This window comes from Turicibacter bilis (assembly GCF_024499055.1).
Taxonomy (GTDB): domain Bacteria; phylum Bacillota_I; class Bacilli_A; order MOL361; family Turicibacteraceae; genus Turicibacter; species Turicibacter bilis.
This window is the reverse complement of record NZ_CP071249.1, coordinates 2108901-2125804: the sequence shown is the minus strand read 5'-3', so window position 1 is coordinate 2125804 and position 16904 is coordinate 2108901. Positions and strand designations below refer to the sequence as shown.

Genomic DNA, 16904 nt, shown 5'->3' with positions numbered 1-16904 from the left:
TCCCTAATCCACTAATAATTAATAATATGATTGTAATGACAATATTAATCGCTAATTCAGCCTGAAGTATTCTTTTTTTATTTTTAAAGTTTATTTTTTTTGATTGGATCAGGAAAAAGAATATTCCTATAAATATAACTAATATTAATAATAGTCCTAGTAAGAATGGCATTTTAACACCTACTTTTTTTAGATTTTATTTTATTATAGCAATAATGTTTGTTCAATAATTAAAAAGGGTGTAGAAATTTTAAGTTTTCTACACCCTTTTCATTATCCAATCGCAAAGGTAAGTTCAGCTTCAACGGCTACTTTATCTCCCAGTTTAGCCACTGCTTTACCAACTCCAATACTTCCTTTAACTTTGATGAGTTCAGTTTCTAATGTGAGAACATCGCCTGGAATGACTTTTTGACGGAATTTTGCTGATTTGATTCCAGCAAAGTATGCGATTTTTCCCTTGTTATCTTCTAAGCTTAAAATAGCGACTGCTCCGACTTGTGCTAAGGCTTCAATAATGAGTACGCCCGGCATGACGTGTTGTTGTGGAAAGTGTCCCATGAATTGCATCTCATTAGCTGAAACACATTTAACTCCTAAAGCACGTTTTCCTGGTTCTAGTTCATCGATTCGATCGATAAGTAAGAATGGATAACGGTGTGGGATAATTTCTTGAATTTGATTGCTATTTAAGACCATTTCTTCACCTTCTTATTTTCTTATATAATATAGAAAGAGTTTTTGATTATCCAGCGTATTTTTTAAGGACGATGCATGCATTATGACCACCAAATCCTAATGAGTTAGACATGGCATATTGAATGTCTTGTTTACGTCCTTGATTAGGGACGATATCTAAATTACATTCAGGATCTGGTTGTGAATAGTTAATCGTTCCTGGAACAAATCCATCTTGTAATGATTTAACGGTAATAATAGCTTCAACTGCCCCCGCTGCTCCTAGGAGATGACCTGTGTTTCCTTTAGTTGAACTTAGCATGACTTTTGTATCTTCACCAAAGACTTTCTTAACCCCTAATGTTTCTAGTTTATCGTTTAATGGTGTTGATGTACCATGGGCGTTAATGTAGTCAATGTCATCTGCTGATATTTGGGCGTCATTAAGTGCCATTTTAAAGCAGGCAGCTGCTCCGTTTGCTTCAGCATCAGGTGCTGTCATATGGAAGGCATCACAGCTTACTCCATATCCGATGATTTCAGCGTAAATAGTTGCTCCGCGTTTCTTAGCATGCTCATATTCTTCTAATACTAAAGCTCCAGCACCTTCTCCCATAACAAATCCATTACGTTCTGCGTCAAATGGGATTGAGGCACGGTTTTTATCAGTTGCTGTTGATAAAGCTTTCATCGATGAGAATCCACCAATTCCGAGTGGTGTAATTGACGCTTCGGCTCCACCTGTTAACATAATGTCTGCATAACCATCACGAACGTATTTGAATGCTTCTCCAATTGAGTTTGTACCCGCTGCACAGGCTGTCACAATATCTAAACATGCCCCTTTAGCACCTAACATGATAGCCACGTTACCAGCTGCTAAGTTTCCAATTGCCATTGGGATGAAAAATGGAGAGACGCGTTCATATCCCTTTTTAAGACCTTTTTCTTTTTCATTTTCGATGGTTTCTAACCCACCAATTCCTGAACTTAAGATGACTCCAAAACGGTTAGCATCGATTTCTTCCGGGTTAAGTCTTGCATCTTCGTATGCTTGTTTCGAGGCAATCATCGCTAATTGGCTAAAACGATCTAAACGTTTTGCTTCTTTTTTATTAATATAATCCTCTACATTAAGGTTTTTAATTTCCCCAGCTAATTTGACTTTGAAGTCCGTTGTATCAAAATGAGTAATTTCATCGATTCCACAAACTCCGTTTTTAATGTTTTCCCACATCGTTTCAACATCATTTCCAACTGGACAAACAGTTCCTAATCCAGTAACTACGACTCTACGTTTACTCATTAATTACACCTTCCTTATTTAAATTGCCATTCCACCGTCAACAACTAAAACTTGACCGGTAATATAGCGCGCTTCATCACTTACTAAAAATGCGACTGCATTGGCGATATCTTCTACTTCCCCTAGTTGTCCTAACGGGATATTTTCTAATACTTTTTCTGTAATTTCTTCTGATAATTTAGCAGTCATATCTGATTTTACATAACCAGGGGCAACAGCATTTACACGAATATTGCGTGATGCAAATTCTTTTGCTAGTGATTTCGTTAATCCGATGACTCCTGCTTTAGAAGCTGCATAGTTAACTTGTCCCACATTCCCGTTGATTCCAACAACTGATGATAAGTTAATAATCACGCCTGAACGCTGTTTTAGAATTGGACGTGTAATACTCTTACATACATTCCATGTTCCTTTTAAGTTCACATCAATAACAGAATCAAATGAATCTTGATCCATTCTCATCATTAGATTATCTGACGTAATTCCGGCATTGTTAATAATGATATCTAAATGACCGAAGTCTTTAATAATTTGTTTTGTCATTGCTTCGACTTCTTCGTAGTTAGCGACGTTTGCTTGATAGATTTGTGCATTCACGCCATATGCTTTCACTGAATTTAATGTTTCTTCTGCTTTTTGGATATTTCCAGCATAGTTAATCGCAACATCGCAACCAAGTGAGGCAAGTTTTGAAGCAATAGCTGCTCCAATTCCACGCGAAGCTCCTGTGACAAGGGCTACTTTTCCGTTTAATTTCATCTGATTCTCCTCCTAGCTATTTAATGCAGCAAGTGTTTTCTGTAATGAATCCATATCTTCAACGTTTAAGATTTTTACACTTCGATCAATTTTTTTAACAAATCCACTTAATGTTTTTCCAGGACCAATTTCGATGAAGGTATCAACACCGTTTGCTATCATTTGACGAATACTCGCTTCCCATTTCACGCTAGTGGCCATTTGTTGAACCATTAATTCTTTTAAGTTTAAGTCTGTCTGATAATAATCACCAAGTACATTTAAAACAATTGGGGTTTGAGGTTCTTTTAACTCTTTTGATTCTAGTAATTGCCCAAAAGTTTGAGCTGTTTCTTTTAATAAAGACGTATGGAATGGCCCACTTACAGGTAAAACTAAAGCACGTTTTGCTCCATGATTTTTAGCAATTTCACAAGCATACGTCACGGCTTGTGCTTCCCCACCGATGACAATTTGTCCTGGACAGTTTAAGTTAGCGAGCTCAACGATTCCTTTAGATGATGCTTCATCACAGACGGCTTGTGCTTTTTGTAGATCTAATCCTAATAAAGCTGCCATTTTTCCGTTATTTGAAGCAGTCCCCATCAATTCTCCCCTCTTCGCCACAAGTGAAACACCCTCTGTAAAATTGAAGACATGAGCTGCACATAAAGCTGAATATTCTCCTAAGCTAAATCCAGCTACAACATCGGCTTTAATTCCAGCTTCCTTTAATAGAGCTAATGCCATTTGAGAGACAACAAAGATAGCGGGTTGTGTATAAGTGGTTTGATTAATTAACTCTTTTGAATCTTCAAAGCAGATTTCTTTTAAATCGAATGGTAGTAAAGTATTAGCTTCGTCCATTAATCGACGTGCTGTTTCACTTGATTCATAAAATGATTGTCCCATTCCTACAAATTGTGACCCTTGTCCTGAAAACAGAAATGCGATTTTTGACATAATCAATTCTCCCTTTATCATTAACCAATTTTTAGATTTTGACTAACTGTTGACGCATGATTGTAGATATCTTCTATAATTTCAGAAACAGTTTGAACTTGTGAAAGCATTCCTGCCACTTGGCCAACCATTACCGAACCACCTTTTGTATCACCTTCAAGGACTGCTTTACGAAGTGAGCCTAAGGTTAAATATTCAAGTTCCTCCGCTGACACTCCTTGTTTTTCAAGCGCAATATATTCACGAGTCATTGAATTTTTTAAACAACGTACTGGAACTCCAACACTACGTCCCGTTACGACGGTATCTGTATCTTTTGCTTTGAGTATTGCTTGTTTGTAGTTATCATGCACTGGGCATTCTTTAGCTGTTAAGAAGCGGGTTCCAATTTGAACACCACATGCACCTAATGCCATAGCAGCAATGAATCCACGTCCATCAGCAATTCCACCTGCAGCGATCACCGGTAAATCAACGGCGTCTACAACTTGGGGAAGAAGTGCCATTGTTGTTAATTCACCTACGTGCCCACCTGATTCGTTTCCTTCGGCAATAATTGCATCAACTCCTAGACGAGCCATACGTTTAGCTAGTGCAACTGAAGGAACAACTGGAATTATTTTAATTCCTGCTTCTTTGAACATAGTGATATATGGACCAGGACTTCCAGCCCCAGTTGTAACAACTTTTACTCCTTCTTCAACGATGACTTTAGCTAAATCATCACAATGTGGATTCATTAGCATTAAGTTAACACCAAAAGGTTTATCTGTTAGTTCTTTACATTTTCTAATTTCACTTTTTAAGCGATCGGCATCCCAACCACCAGAACCAATAATTCCAAGTCCACCTGCATTTGAAACGGCAGCAGCAAGTTCGGCTAAAGAGATGTTCGCCATCCCCCCTTGGATAATTGGATATTTTATATTTAATAAAGTTGTCAAAGACATCTTTTTATCCTCCTTTATAATTGAAGTCTAAATAGAGACGATACATCCTCCCCATGTTAATCCGCCACCAAATCCGATGAGCATGATTTGATCGCCATTTTTAATTTGTTGTTTTGTGATGGCATCATTTAATGCGATTGGTATACTTGCTGCTGATGTATTTCCATAATCCGAGACATTTAAAAAGAACTGCTCGCTTGAAGCTTTTAAATCTTTAACAACTTTATCAATGATTCGTTTATTGGCTTGATGTGGGATAACTAAATTAATATCATCTAATGAAAGATTATTTTGTGTTAATAAGGTTGTTAAGGTTTCTTTTATTGCGGTCACAGCAAATTTAAACACTTGTTGTCCATTCATATAAAAATGAATAGGTTCAATTTCTTCTTGATGTAACGGGTTATTAACTGAAAGTTTAGTTGTTTTTAAAGCCCCTTGTTCATCACCTGATGAATTCAAATAAAAACTATGTTCAATACTATCGTCATATTCTACAACAGCCGCTCCTGCTCCATCTCCAAATAAAACACACGTTGAACGGTCTTCCCAATCCATAATTTTTGATAAAACCTCTGAGCCGATAACTAATGCTTTTTTGACTGTTTTGGCTTTGAGAAATTGTTCAGCAATACTTAAGGCATAAACGAACCCAGTACAAGCAGCATTAATATCAAAGGCAATCATTTGTTGATGATTCAATCTAAGTCTTGATTGAACGAGACAAGCCGTTGAGGGGGTTAATTGTTCCGGTGTGAATGTTGCAACAATAATTAACCCAATTTCTGAAGGATCGACATTACCGTGTTCGATGGCACGTTTAGCTGATTCATAAGCTAAATCAACGGTATTTTCGCTTGAAACAATATGACGATTAGCGATCCCTGTTCGGGTTGAAATCCACTCATCGGTTGTTTCAACAATTGACTCAAGTTGTTTATTGCTAAGCTTTGAAGTTGGAACATAAAGACCACTTCCAACAATTTTAATCCCCACTAAACTCACCTCAACTTTCTGATAAATTAACGATTGAACTGATCATATTCTCCAATCGAACGATATTTTCGATAACGTTTAGCTAGTAATTGCTTTGTAGATAATTTTTGTGTTTGAGTTAAATATTCTTCTAATTGAGGTTTTAATTGATCAAAAACATATTGTGGAAATTGATGAGCTCCACCAATTGGTTCCTTGATGATACGTTCAATAATCCCCATTTCTAAGTAATGATTAGCTGTCAGCTTCATGACTTCAGCCGCTTCCTTGGCACGTGAACCATCTTTATATAAAATCGAAGCAAATCCCTCAGGTGATAGAATTGAGTAGATGGCATATTGTAACATCCAAATTTGGTCACTAACACCAAGTGCTAATGCTCCACCACTTCCACCTTCTCCAATAACGATTGAAAGAGTTGGAACTTTTAAGCTCGACATATCTCGTAAACACTCTGCAATTGCATGACCTTGCCCACGCTCTTCCGCTTCTGGCCCAGGATAAGCACCTGGCGTATCAATAAAAGTAATCACTGGACGATTAAATTTTTCAGCTTGTTTCATTAAACGTAACGCTTTTCGATACCCTTCTGGATGGGGCATTCCGAAGTTACATTTAATGTTTTCAGCCGTCGTATTCCCTTTTTGATGAGCAATAACAGTCACGACTTGATTGCCTAGCTTTGCGATTCCGCCAATAATAGCTTCATCATCACGATATAAACGATCGCCATGTAATTCGATAAACGAATCAAAAATGTAATCGATGTAATCACGAGCTTTGGGGCGTTTTGGATGACGTGCTAATGTGACATGGTCCCAGGCTGTTAAATTTTCATAGGCACGAGTTTTATAAAGGCGTAATTGCTGTTGTAGTTCTTCAACTTCTGCATGATTTTCAATAGAAATCTCATCAAGACGAGCTTGAATTTCTGCGATTTTAGCTTCAAGATCTAGAATTGACATTACGCGTCACTCCCTTCATGTAATTCAACGAGTTCTGAGATTGTTTGCTTTAACTTTTGACGGCTAACAACGATGTCAACAAGTCCTTTTTCTTGTAAAAATTCTGCTGTTTGGAAGTGATCTGGTAGTGATTGTTTAATCGTCTGTTCAACAACACGGCGCCCTGCGAATCCAATCGCAGCTCCCTTTTCAGCAATAATAATATCTCCAAGTGTTGCAAATGAAGCCGTTACTCCTCCCATGGTTGGTTGAGTTAACACACTTAGGTAAAGCAAACCTGCCTGATGATGCTTCGCAATGGCTGCCGATGTTTTAGCCATCTGCATCAATGAATAGATACCTTCTTGCATACGAGCTCCACCTGAAGCACAGACAAGAATTAGTGGTAACTTTCGTGAGATAGATACTTCGATTAAACGAGTAATCTTTTCCCCAACAACAGATCCCATACTTGCCATTAAAAAATAACTATCCATTACACCAATCGCTACTGTTTGACCATTTATTTTTCCAATCCCTGTGATAACGGCCTCATTAATTCCGTTGTCTTCCATCAACTTTTGAATTTTCTTTTCATAGCCTGGAAAGTTAAGTGGATTAACCGTAAATAGTCGGTGATTAATTTCCTTAAATGTCCCCTCATCAACAAGACTTTCAAGACGTTTAGCTGCGGACATTCGATGATGAAAGCCACAACTTGGGCAAACCTCTAAATTTGAATTCAGTTGCCTGACAGCTAAAACTTCTTTACAAGACTCACATTTTGTATAAATCCCATCATTAATATCTCGTTTAGGTGTAGATGGTTTTACCTTCTTTTGACGTTGTAAAAAGAATCCCATGTTCTAACTCACCTCCAATTCATGCATATGTTTCTGAATAAAACTCGTATCATAATCACTTTCAATAAAGTTGGGATGTTCCATGATGGCATACTGGAAATCAATATTTGTTTCAATTCCTTCAACAACTAATTCTTCTAATGATCGTTTCATCTTAGCAATGGCTTCTTCGCGATCATCGCCGTGAACGATTAATTTTCCAACCATTGAATCATAAAAAGGGGGAATATGATATCCCTGATAAACAGATGTATCTACACGAACTCCAAATCCACTTGGAAGATTCAACGTCATCACTTGACCTGGTGATGGTTTGAAATTTTGAGATGGATTTTCAGCATTGATACGACACTCGATGGCATGCCCTGTCACTTTAATATCTTCTTGCTTGAAAGATAAAGGTAAGTTAGATGCAATCTTAATTTGTTCTTTAATTAAATCAATCCCCGTAATCATTTCTGTGATTGGGTGCTCAACCTGAATACGAGTATTCATTTCGATAAAATAAAAGTTATTGTGTTTATCTAATAAAAATTCAATCGTTCCTGCATTTTCATATCCAACTGTTTGGGCTGCACGAACAGCCATTTCCCCCATTTTCTTACGTGTTTCATCATCTAAAACGGGAGAGGGTGCTTCTTCAATGACTTTTTGATTACGACGTTGAACTGAACAATCGCGATCGTATAAGTGAACAACATTTCCAAAGTGATCAGCTAAAATTTGAAATTCAATATGGCGTGGATTTTCAACGAATTTTTCCATGTAAATTGAATCATCCCCAAATGCCATTTTTGCTTCTAACTTTGCCGTTTGAAATAAGTCTTCAAATTCACCTTCATTGTGGATAATACGCATTCCGCGTCCCCCACCACCAGCTGATGCTTTAACTAAAACTGGATAACCAATTTGAAGAGCGATCTCTTTTCCTTGATCAACTGTTTCAATTAATCCATCCGAACCTGGTACAACGGGAACACCGGCTTCAATCATCATTTCACGAGCCTTTGATTTATTTCCCATATTATCAATGACTGAACCTTTTGGTCCGATAAATTTTAATCCTAACTCTTCTGTTAATGCAGCAAAAGTACTATTTTCAGATAAGAAACCAAAGCCAGGATGAATGGCATCACATCCAGTGGCTACTGCTGCACTCAAAATATTATTCATATTTAAGTAGCTATCTTGAATTTTGGTTGGTCCCACACAGATCGCCTCATCAGCTAAGTCCACATGTAGCCCTCTATCATCTGCTGTTGAATAAATTGCAACAGTTTCGATCCCCATTTCTTTACATGCACGGATAATTCGGACTGCAATTTCGCCACGATTAGCAATTAATATCTTGTGTAGCATATTGACACCTCACCTTTTTACGAACTTCATATACTATTCAATAACCATTAAAATTTGATCAAAGCCAACTGCTTCTTCATTTTGTACTTTAATTTCTTTAATCACACCATCATATGGCGATTCAATTTCATTCATCACCTTCATGGCTTCAATAATACAGAGTGGTTGCCCCTTCTTAACAGTGTCCCCTACCGATACAAAAGGTTTTCCACCAGGTTCATTTGAACTATAAAACGTTCCAACTAATGGTGCTTTTACTTCCTTTCCACCCGTAGAGGAACTCACTTCAATTGTTTCATTATTCACAGCGACAATTTGAGTTTGAGTCACTGGTACAACTTCCGCTACTTTAGGTTGCGTCTGAGTCACTGTTTGAATAATTTCTTTTACTTCACGTTGAAGTGAAATTTTAAACCCTTCTACTTCGACTTGAAGTTGGGTCATATCACTATCCGAGAAGCGATCCATGAGTTGTAACACTTGATCCATATAATCAGGTTTCTTTTTATCTTTAGTAGATGGATTAGTTGTCGGGTTCATCTCAATTCCTCCATTAGTTTCAAATTCAAATACTTTATTTTTCAAATAGTTTGATTTTCAAATATAATATTTAATATAAAGGACAGATTAAACTCTGTCAATGATTTCCATAATATTCATTTGAAATTTTTATCTAGATAGCTAAGATTTCATTTTTTAAAGTTTGCATTAATTCATCTACTGTTGTTAATTCATTGACTCGGTAAGCATTCGACCCACAGAATAATAGGGCATCATCCACTTCACCTCGAACCGCATGAAGTAAAGCTTTACTAATACAATAAACTGTAGTTGCTGGATTACATGGTTTAACGCAGTTATAACATTTTTTGATTTTCTCACGTTGAATCCCATATTTAGCGCTAAAAGGATTACGAATCGCACGTCCTGGCATCCCAACTGGGCTCTTAACTAAAATGATATCTTCTTCTTTTGCATCGATAATAGCTTGTTTGAAATTTGGATGAGCATCACACTCCTCAGTTGCAATAAATCGAGTAGCCATTTGAACACCAGAGGCTCCTAATTCTAAGTAATGAGCAATATCTGCCCCATCAAAGACACCGCCGGCAACGATTATTGGAATTTCCTTATTGTATTTTTCAGCATATGGCACTGAAACTTCAATGACATCTCTGACAATTTGATCTAAATCAATCGTATCATTCTCAATATCTTCAGCTTTAAATCCTAAATGTCCACCAGCTTTTGGACCTTCAATAACGATCATGTCAGGAGCTACCTGATATTTACGATCATAATTTTTGAGTAAAGCTTTTGCTGCACGACCGCTTGAAACGATAGGTGCAAACATCGTTTGACTTCCTTTTAAGTGAGCGGGTAATGTTAAAGGTAAACCGGCACCAGAAATAATAATATCTACTCCTGCCTCAACGGCTGCTTCAACATGTTCTTCATAATGTTCCATCGCCACCATGAGGTTAATTCCTATCATCTTTCCCTTTGCTACTGCTTTTGCTTTTTGGATATGTTTTTTAATCGCTCTTAAATTCGCTTGTAATGTATTCGTTTCAAAATCTGGTTCATCATGACCAATTTGTGCACCTGATAAAACTCCAAGTCCTCCACTATTTGAAACAGCTGCTGCTAAGTTTGAACGCGAAATTCCAATCCCCATTCCACCTTGGATAATTGGAAGCTCAAGTGTAAATTTTCCGATTTTCAATGGTTTAATATCCATTTAACTCACCACCTATAATTATTTAGTATTTAAAACTACATAACATATTACATTTAACTGTTTATAAAACTATGTGAAGGATTATAACATAACTTTTTAGAAAAAGTGAATATTTTTTTGATAATCAAAATAAAAATTTAGATTTTCAAAGTTATTTCTCCATCATATAGAAGACTAATTTTATTCTTTTCACTTTAACGGTCGAGAAAAGGACAGTGAGCGTTAATCGGTATTTTCGATAAAAATAACGTCTATCTTTTTAGAATAAACAATATGCTTTATCAAAAGGAAGGTGTTATAAATGCTAAGAACAAATCGTGATCGTGTCGTAAAATGGTCAGTCCAGGGAAAGGTTCATCATCCAACTGGAGGGGGATATCGAATTACTCATGAAGGAATTCCGATGGTTTTACCGGCTACTGGGGGGATTTCTTATAATGTTCACATTGGAGATCTTGCTTTTGGATGGGCCGGTGATCATGTTGAGCCTGGTGTCTCTATCCGAAATGAAGATAAAAATGAAAATGCTGCATTAACGACATTTGCATGTATTGGGAATAAAGCAAAAATTATTAGTGGAGATGCAAAAGGTAAACTAGGTTATGTCACTGGTACTCATGGTGGAATCGAGCATACGATGATTCATTTTGATGAATGTATTTTAGAAGACTTATGTATCGATGATAAAATCATAATTCAAGCCTATGGACAAGGTTTACAATTACTTGATTATCTAGACATCAAAGTTATGAATATCGATCCCGATTTATTTGAACAACTCGAAATTGCAGAGTGCGACGGTAAAATTCATGTACCTGTTGTTGCTATCGTTCCACCCTATTTAATGGGATCAGGCATCGGTGCTGCTAGTTCATATACAGGCGACTACGATATCATGACAGCTGATGTGGATGAAATTAAACGGCTTCATCTTGATAAATTAAAGTTCGGTGACTTTGTCTTACTTCAAGATTGTGATAATACTTATGGACGCGGCTATTTAAAAGGTGCTGTTAGTATTGGAGTTGTTGTACATAGTGATTGTGTAAAAATGGGTCATGGGCCTGGCATTACAACAATCATGACTTGTAAGAAATCACTGATTGACCCTATTATCGATCATAATGCTAATATCACTCATTATATGAAGAAGTTAAGTCGCTCATGATAATAGGTGATTTCAATGAGTAAGATTGTCTTTTTCAGTATTCCGGCTGATGGTCATACCAATCCAACTATTGAGGTCGTGCGTGAGTTATCCGGAAAAGGCCATGAGGTAAAGAAGGTGATTAGATGAAAAATAATGTCTCCTGCCCTAAATGTGGAGGTACAGAAATTATAAAAATACCTGGAAAAGCAGGCGCTTATGGTAGCGGAAATAATATTATGATTGGAATGACTATTTTTAGTGCCATTCTTGTTAATCGATATGTTTGTAGTGACTGTGGATATTCTGAAGAATGGATCGATACTAAAGATTTAGAAAAATTAAAAAAGTATTATGCATCTAATTAATAAAGTTTCCCACATTGAATTTCCTATTATCCCCATGATAAGATAACATCTGAAAGCATTATCAAAAAGGGGGAATAGATATGAACTTCAAAGAAACATTAGAGCGTATGCATCATCAAAAATTATATTATTGCAATAATGAAGAACTCATGGCAAAGCAAGAGAAATGTTTAGATTGTCTATACGACTTCAACCAAACACGTCCAACCGAACTTCAAAAACGAACAGAGTTATTAAAAGAAATGTTCGCTGAAGTGGGAGAAGGATGCTATATTGAACCTCCACTTCATGCAAATTGGGGAGGACATCACGTTCACTTTGGAAATGGGGTTTATGCTAACTTCAATTTAACCCTTGTAGACGATACACATATTTATGTTGGAAACAATGTTATGTTCGGACCTAATGTTACCTTAGCAACAGCTGCTCACCCTATCCACCCTGAACTTCGAAGAAAACAAGCTCAATTCAATTCTCCGATTACGATTGGAAATAATGTATGGATTGGTGCAGGTGCTGTCGTTCTTCCTGGTGTAACGATTGGGGATAATACGGTGATTGGTGCAGGAAGTATTGTAACAAAAGATATCCCTGCTAATGTTGTTGCCGTAGGAAATCCATGTAAAGTAATTCGTGAAATCAGTCAACGTGATTTTGAATATTATAATGGTGATTTAAAAATTGATATTGAATAAAAAAAGAGAGCTCAAGGCTCTCTTTTTTTAGTTATTAATATAATTTTTAAAAACATCTGTAAAATCTTTTTGAATATATGTTTCACGTGCTTTATAAATCCAGTTAAATGAATATTCATTAACATTCGCGAAGACTTGAGATAGATCTCCTGTTTCAAATCGTTGTGAGCCACAAGCTTGTGCAGCTAAGTTTAGTGTTTGTTGAGATTTCTCTAGTAAAATATTATTTTCTTCTACGATATGAGCAATTTTAATTAATGCCTTATAAATATCTTTTAATTGTTCTAGCTGATTACGATTGACATCAATTGAAAAGTCAACGTTCCCCATTGTAAACTTTAACTCACAGTCTAAATCGACAGTTCCAGCCGTTTCAATCATGACATGTTTAATATCATTTTTATAGTAATCATATCGTTTCACTAAACGTTTTTTACTAACTGCTGCTGTTCCATCAACATGAATTAAAGCCAAGTTGGTAAAGCAGTACTCATCTGTTCGTGATTTAATTAAGAAAAAGATTTTCTCTTCATCCTCATGCATAATAAAATCATCAGCATCGACTTTATCATAGTCACTCGGACTAATAATTCTCCCAATATCACTTAATCCTAATGCGTCTGAAGCTAACTTCTTTAACATCTTATCCACCTCTATTATATAATTGCCCTATTCACAGATAGGTTAAAGATATTATAGCATAGGGAGCCCACAAATCAACCATCGTGTTTTTACTCTCTTCCTCTCTCAAACTTGTGTTATAAATCCCCATAAAGGAGTGAGAAAATGAAAGGAACATTTTTAACTTTAGTGTCAATGCATTTGAATAATCGGAATAATGGACATTCGTAACTATTTAAACGCGAAATGATAGACTGAAAAATAAAAGCTCACCTTAATGAAGGTGAGATTTTATTTGATTTATTATTAAAACGAAGTATCCTGCTACTAAGAAGATGAGCGTAATCCCAATAATGTTGTGGATAAAATTTTGAATCCCAATATCGGTAATATCTAAAAAGAAATAAAGATAAGGATGCTCGGGTTCTGGAACAGGTCGGTGAAAGAATGTACGACCAACAATATAAAAGAAATAGATGATGGGAATTAATAACCACTGAAATGGTATATACCAAGAGTAATCTTGATTCTTATCAAATAAAATCATGTCCATCACTACAAGAAATGGAGAGAGGTAATGAACAGCAATATCTGTTGAAGAAAATAACTGATGCATTGAGCCATATTTTAAACAGTAAGGAAGGATGATGAATTGGTATAATATAAAAGTAACGATAATCGCTGCCGTAATCCCACCTTTTATCCATGGTCTTTTTCTATTTGTCATCATTAAATATAAAAAGAAGAGACAGCACCAAAGGTTACTTTGTGTGGTGTAGTATAATAAGAAGCCTAAGTTTGGTTAATCAGCCGCCATATAAACACCCCCATAAATACCATAAGAAGTACTGATAAGTATTAGAATTCTCCAAATGAATTTAAACATGAAACTCCCTCCCCATCCCAAGTATATGAGTAAGGATTTCGAAAAATGTGAGGTTAAACTAATGAAACAACATCTAGAAGATTATATTGAAGTGATTAAACAACTCCCCCTAAAAAAGAAGTACACAAAAGATGAATTATTAATTCCTGAACTTTTGGTTGAAAAGTATGGTGATATTGAAATTTATTATGCTCCCCATAATGAGTATTTAAATCCAAAAGCAAAGATTTTCATTGTTGGGATTACACCTGGCTTTGAGCAAATGAGTACGGCAATAGCAGAAGCTCGTATAAGGATTGAAGAAGGCCTTTCACTAGATGAAATAAAATATCATTGTAAGGTAGCGGGACGTTTTAGTGGAAGTTTACGTCAAAATCTATTAGCTTTATTGAATCGATTAAATTTAAACGACTACCTAGGGTTAAAAGATGCCAATGAGTTATTCAATGAACATGATGACTTATTACATACCGTTTCACTTATCCCCTACCCTGTCTTTGTAAAAGGGAAGAATTATACAGGGCATACCCCAAAGTTATTAAAAACGCCTATACTTCTTCGTTATATCACAGATCACTTTGTGGATGAATTATCTAAATTAGATGATGTCTTGATTATCCCACTTGGTAAAGGTGTTGAAGAAGTACTTCTTTATTTATCAAATAAAAACTTGATTAATGAGCATCAAATATTAAAAGGGTTCCCTCATCCTTCTGGTGCAAATGCACATCGATTTAAACAATTTGAAGAACATCAAGAATCAATGAAATTACAGATTGAGTATTGGTTTAAAAAAGAGAATTAATTTGATTAGAAAAATGAAAGTTGAAGATATGGAGTCTCTTATAATTATATGCTTTTCTAGTACGGGGGTGGCACATCGCTTCATTCCGCTAGACTAGGAGAAAAAAATTATAATATCGTTAAACACATTTATTCATCAAATACTAAAACTTGTGTTTGTGAAGAAGATGCAGTGATTAAAGGATTCATCAGTATTAGTGATGATTCCTTTATCGGTACCTTATTTGTGGATAGTGCTTATCAAGGTCAAGAAATTGGTCAGGTATTAATAAACACTACCCTAAATCAGTATAAATTGTTAAGCTTAGCAGTTTATAAATATAAGGTGAATTCCATTTACTTCTATAAAAAGTAAGAATTTAAGATTATTTGTGAACAGTTCAAGGAAGATTGATAATATATAGAAGATATTTTACAAAAATAGGACCTCATTTGAGGTCCTTTTAATTAAACAGTGACAGTCCAGTTTGCGGAATATCACGTACTTGAACAGTAATCAAGCGTGTTGCCTTAGCTCCCTGACTATCCATCACTTCATATATGACTTGATACGTGCCTACATGATTGGTATTCACATTATTATGAATGACTTTAATTTGATTCGTAATATCTCCATCTTCTACATCATAAGCTTGAACACCTTCAAGCGGATCAAAGTTTGTTCCTTTTTTAACAATTCGATCATTTACTTCTATAGTTGGTATTTGATTAATGCTAGACGCCGGCAATTCAACCGTAATTATACGTGTTGCTGTCGTCGTTTGATTTTCCGAATCTGTGACCTGATAAACGAGTTCATATGTTCCAGGTGTGAAAATATCAACTTTGCCTTCAACAATAATTTGATCGGTAATATCACCATCTTCAGCATCATAAGCTTGAACACCTTGTAAAGGATTAAATTCTTCACCAAAAGGAATAGTTAAGTCGTCAACTCCACTCAGAATTGGTGGTTCTCCTAGAATGACTACATCAACAAAGACAGTTCCTGAAAACTCAATCATTCCACCATATTTCAGGTAATCAATAGTCTTCGTAAATTGATAAGATAAGGTTTGGTTAGTTGTGATGTTTTCCCATATAATTTGATTCGTTGATTCATCGTATGATCCACCATTAACAACAATATCTTTAACAATTCCATCTTCAGCTTTTATTGGATTAGTAACGACAACAGATTCACCTTTTTTTATAGTTTGTGACGGAAGATAAATGGCCTGGCTATTGATATCTCCATAGTGTAGTTCTGTGAGATTATTAATACTACTAATATCAGAGATCTGATTAAAAGAATAATCAAAAAAATCAAGCTCTTTAAAGTGGTCAAGTGGGGTAATATCATTAACCTTATTATGAGAAATATATAAATAGTGCATATGTGGTATGTTTTTTAACATCTGTAAATTAGTTACTTGATTATTATTTAAATTCAATAGTGTTACATTTTTTAAATTAGCCAGTGGTGCAATATCTTCTATGACGTTATCATTTAATAATAATATCTTTAACTTAGTTAAGTTACTCAGGGGAGTTAAATCCTGAATATTATTTTCATGTAACTTTAAGAATGTGACATTTTTAAAATACTGTATTCCTTCTAAATTACTAATACCCGCCTGACTTAAATCAAGGGTTTGGGGTGCATTCTCAGCTTCTGCTATGGAAATCTCATCATTTGGTGATTTTTCTAATTGACGTAAAAGAGCAACTTTTAAATCTGAGTCTGGAAATTGAATGACATCACTAGCTTGAATACTGAAAGAAAAAATTAACAATAGACTAAAAATACTTATCATAGTAGATATTTTTTTCAACATGTATTGTTCCTACCCTTCACAAGAA

At 35.6% G+C, this 16904-nt stretch carries 18 protein-coding genes and 1 pseudogene; 5 read left to right on the top strand and 14 right to left on the bottom strand.

Annotated features, from left to right (window positions below; translation table 11 throughout):
* Positions 1 to 273: 273 nt before the first annotated feature.
* The 11 genes from fabZ to J0J69_RS10215 form a co-directional block, all read right to left on the bottom strand.
* Positions 274 to 699 carry a 3-hydroxyacyl-ACP dehydratase FabZ gene (gene fabZ, locus J0J69_RS10265; RefSeq protein ID WP_055244745.1) on the bottom strand — a complete coding sequence of 142 codons (426 nt, stop codon included), beginning with the start codon at positions 697 to 699 and terminating at the stop codon, positions 274 to 276.
* A gap of 46 nt (positions 700 to 745) precedes the next feature.
* The gene (gene fabF / locus J0J69_RS10260) at positions 746 to 1984 is read right to left on the bottom strand and encodes a beta-ketoacyl-ACP synthase II (RefSeq protein WP_055277317.1); all 1239 of its coding nucleotides are present in this window, start codon (positions 1982 to 1984) and stop codon (positions 746 to 748) included.
* A gap of 18 nt (positions 1985 to 2002) precedes the next feature.
* Complete coding sequence (gene fabG, locus J0J69_RS10255) at positions 2003 to 2746, bottom strand: 3-oxoacyl-[acyl-carrier-protein] reductase (protein ID WP_055244748.1); 744 nt, start codon at positions 2744 to 2746, stop codon at positions 2003 to 2005.
* A 12-nt stretch (positions 2747 to 2758) separates the two neighbouring features.
* Complete coding sequence (fabD, locus tag J0J69_RS10250; RefSeq protein ID WP_212724371.1) at positions 2759 to 3688, bottom strand: ACP S-malonyltransferase; 930 nt, start codon at positions 3686 to 3688, stop codon at positions 2759 to 2761.
* Between the two features lie 20 nt (positions 3689 to 3708).
* On the bottom strand, positions 3709 to 4638 hold the full coding sequence (gene fabK, locus J0J69_RS10245; RefSeq protein WP_212725985.1) for an enoyl-[acyl-carrier-protein] reductase FabK: 930 nt from the start codon (positions 4636 to 4638) through the stop codon (positions 3709 to 3711).
* Between the two features lie 27 nt (positions 4639 to 4665).
* Positions 4666 to 5634 carry a beta-ketoacyl-ACP synthase III gene (locus J0J69_RS10240; protein WP_212724370.1) on the bottom strand — a complete coding sequence of 323 codons (969 nt, stop codon included), beginning with the start codon at positions 5632 to 5634 and terminating at the stop codon, positions 4666 to 4668.
* 26 nt (positions 5635 to 5660) lie between these two features.
* The gene (locus J0J69_RS10235; protein WP_212724369.1) at positions 5661 to 6599 is read right to left on the bottom strand and encodes an acetyl-CoA carboxylase carboxyltransferase subunit alpha; all 939 of its coding nucleotides are present in this window, start codon (positions 6597 to 6599) and stop codon (positions 5661 to 5663) included.
* Entirely contained in the window at positions 6599 to 7441 is an 843-nt protein-coding gene (gene accD / locus J0J69_RS10230; protein WP_212724368.1) for an acetyl-CoA carboxylase, carboxyltransferase subunit beta, read from the bottom strand. Before accD ends, J0J69_RS10235 begins: the two co-directional genes overlap by 1 nt.
* Positions 7442 to 7444: 3 nt before the next feature.
* On the bottom strand, positions 7445 to 8800 hold the full coding sequence (locus J0J69_RS10225; RefSeq protein WP_212724367.1) for an acetyl-CoA carboxylase biotin carboxylase subunit: 1356 nt from the start codon (positions 8798 to 8800) through the stop codon (positions 7445 to 7447).
* A gap of 33 nt (positions 8801 to 8833) precedes the next feature.
* Positions 8834 to 9340, bottom strand: coding sequence for an acetyl-CoA carboxylase biotin carboxyl carrier protein (gene accB / locus J0J69_RS10220; protein WP_055277305.1), 507 nt, complete (start codon positions 9338 to 9340; stop codon positions 8834 to 8836).
* Positions 9341 to 9473: 133 nt separating this feature from the next.
* Positions 9474 to 10541: an NAD(P)H-dependent flavin oxidoreductase gene (locus J0J69_RS10215; RefSeq protein WP_068759311.1), complete on the bottom strand. Its 1068-nt coding sequence runs from the start codon at positions 10539 to 10541 to the stop codon at positions 9474 to 9476.
* Positions 10542 to 10842: 301 nt separating this feature from the next.
* On the opposite strand from J0J69_RS10215, the gene J0J69_RS10210 reads away from it, so the two are divergent.
* From J0J69_RS10210 to J0J69_RS10200, 3 genes are all read left to right on the top strand, one after another.
* Positions 10843 to 11709: a DUF4438 domain-containing protein gene (locus J0J69_RS10210; protein ID WP_212725984.1), complete on the top strand. Its 867-nt coding sequence runs from the start codon at positions 10843 to 10845 to the stop codon at positions 11707 to 11709.
* A gap of 125 nt (positions 11710 to 11834) precedes the next feature.
* Positions 11835 to 12056, top strand: coding sequence for a hypothetical protein (locus J0J69_RS10205; RefSeq protein ID WP_055244773.1), 222 nt, complete (start codon positions 11835 to 11837; stop codon positions 12054 to 12056).
* An 80-nt stretch (positions 12057 to 12136) separates the two neighbouring features.
* The gene (locus J0J69_RS10200; protein WP_055244776.1) at positions 12137 to 12751 is read left to right on the top strand and encodes a sugar O-acetyltransferase; all 615 of its coding nucleotides are present in this window, start codon (positions 12137 to 12139) and stop codon (positions 12749 to 12751) included.
* Between the two features lie 27 nt (positions 12752 to 12778).
* On the opposite strand, the gene J0J69_RS10195 is transcribed toward J0J69_RS10200, so the two are convergent.
* Both J0J69_RS10195 and J0J69_RS10190 read right to left on the bottom strand, forming a co-directional pair.
* Positions 12779 to 13393: a PH domain-containing protein gene (locus J0J69_RS10195; RefSeq protein ID WP_212724365.1), complete on the bottom strand. Its 615-nt coding sequence runs from the start codon at positions 13391 to 13393 to the stop codon at positions 12779 to 12781.
* 253 nt (positions 13394 to 13646) lie between these two features.
* Positions 13647 to 14150, bottom strand: a pseudogene (locus tag J0J69_RS10190) (Pr6Pr family membrane protein); the annotation flags it as partial.
* Between the two features lie 169 nt (positions 14151 to 14319).
* Between J0J69_RS10190 and J0J69_RS10185 the strand changes: the two are divergent.
* Entirely contained in the window at positions 14320 to 15063 is a 744-nt protein-coding gene (locus tag J0J69_RS10185) for a hypothetical protein (protein WP_055305311.1), read from the top strand.
* A gap of 114 nt (positions 15064 to 15177) precedes the next feature.
* A complete protein-coding gene (locus J0J69_RS13555; RefSeq protein WP_212725987.1) occupies positions 15178 to 15417 on the top strand; it encodes a GNAT family N-acetyltransferase in 240 nt (79 codons plus the stop codon).
* Positions 15418 to 15505: 88 nt separating this feature from the next.
* On the opposite strand, the gene J0J69_RS10180 is transcribed toward J0J69_RS13555, so the two are convergent.
* Positions 15506 to 16879, bottom strand: a complete 1374-nt coding sequence (locus J0J69_RS10180) for an immunoglobulin-like domain-containing protein (protein WP_212724362.1) — start codon at positions 16877 to 16879, stop codon at positions 15506 to 15508.
* Between the last annotated feature and the right edge of the window lie 25 nt (positions 16880 to 16904).

Bases quoted from the DNA above. Each gene is read 5' to 3' on its own strand.
- J0J69_RS10215 (WP_068759311.1), bottom strand. From the start codon at position 10,541: ATGGATATTAAACCATTGAAAATCGGAAAATTTACACTTGAGCTTCCA.
- J0J69_RS10200 (WP_055244776.1), top strand. From the start codon at position 12,137: ATGAACTTCAAAGAAACATTAGAGCGTATGCATCATCAAAAATTATAT.
- J0J69_RS10205 (WP_055244773.1), top strand. From the start codon at position 11,835: ATGAAAAATAATGTCTCCTGCCCTAAATGTGGAGGTACAGAAATTATA.
- J0J69_RS10225 (WP_212724367.1), bottom strand. From the start codon at position 8,800: ATGCTACACAAGATATTAATTGCTAATCGTGGCGAAATTGCAGTCCGA.
- fabD (WP_212724371.1), bottom strand. From the start codon at position 3,688: ATGTCAAAAATCGCATTTCTGTTTTCAGGACAAGGGTCACAATTTGTA.
- fabG (WP_055244748.1), bottom strand. From the start codon at position 2,746: ATGAAATTAAACGGAAAAGTAGCCCTTGTCACAGGAGCTTCGCGTGGA.
- fabF (WP_055277317.1), bottom strand. From the start codon at position 1,984: ATGAGTAAACGTAGAGTCGTAGTTACTGGATTAGGAACTGTTTGTCCA.
- fabZ (WP_055244745.1), bottom strand. From the start codon at position 699: ATGGTCTTAAATAGCAATCAAATTCAAGAAATTATCCCACACCGTTAT.
- J0J69_RS10210 (WP_212725984.1), top strand. From the start codon at position 10,843: ATGCTAAGAACAAATCGTGATCGTGTCGTAAAATGGTCAGTCCAGGGA.
- accD (WP_212724368.1), bottom strand. From the start codon at position 7,441: ATGGGATTCTTTTTACAACGTCAAAAGAAGGTAAAACCATCTACACCT.
- J0J69_RS10180 (WP_212724362.1), bottom strand. From the start codon at position 16,879: ATGTTGAAAAAAATATCTACTATGATAAGTATTTTTAGTCTATTGTTA.
- accB (WP_055277305.1), bottom strand. From the start codon at position 9,340: ATGAACCCGACAACTAATCCATCTACTAAAGATAAAAAGAAACCTGAT.
- J0J69_RS10195 (WP_212724365.1), bottom strand. From the start codon at position 13,393: ATGTTAAAGAAGTTAGCTTCAGACGCATTAGGATTAAGTGATATTGGG.
- J0J69_RS10235 (WP_212724369.1), bottom strand. From the start codon at position 6,599: ATGTCAATTCTAGATCTTGAAGCTAAAATCGCAGAAATTCAAGCTCGT.
- fabK (WP_212725985.1), bottom strand. From the start codon at position 4,638: ATGTCTTTGACAACTTTATTAAATATAAAATATCCAATTATCCAAGGG.
- J0J69_RS10185 (WP_055305311.1), top strand. From the start codon at position 14,320: ATGAAACAACATCTAGAAGATTATATTGAAGTGATTAAACAACTCCCC.